Source organism: Alkalihalophilus lindianensis (genome assembly GCF_032843265.1).
GTDB lineage: Bacteria > Bacillota > Bacilli > Bacillales > Bacillaceae_D > Alkalihalophilus > Alkalihalophilus lindianensis.
This window is the reverse complement of sequence record NZ_JAWJBA010000862.1, coordinates 1-244: the sequence shown is the minus strand read 5'-3', so window position 1 is coordinate 244 and position 244 is coordinate 1. Positions and strand designations below refer to the sequence as shown.

The window sequence follows — 244 nt, the reverse complement described above, 5'->3', positions numbered from 1 at the left end:
AATTCTTTCGTGATTAATGCAACGGGGTTAGGGAAGGACCGCCCGGGTTCACCGCTATCGGATGAAGCTATTTTTCCGGAAAAAAGCCTTGTATGGGAATTGAACTATCGTGGGGAATTGGATTTCTATCATCAGGCCCTTCATCAAAAGGAATCCAGAGGTCTTTATATTGAAGATGGCTGGATTTACTTCATCCATGGCTGGACACAGGTGATTGCGGAAGTCTTCCATATTGATATAACTG

1 pseudogene is annotated in these 244 nt (G+C 43.9%); it reads left to right on the top strand.

The window, feature by feature from the left end:
- Window positions 1–244 (top strand): annotated as a pseudogene (locus tag RYX56_RS24580) (shikimate dehydrogenase); the annotation flags it as partial.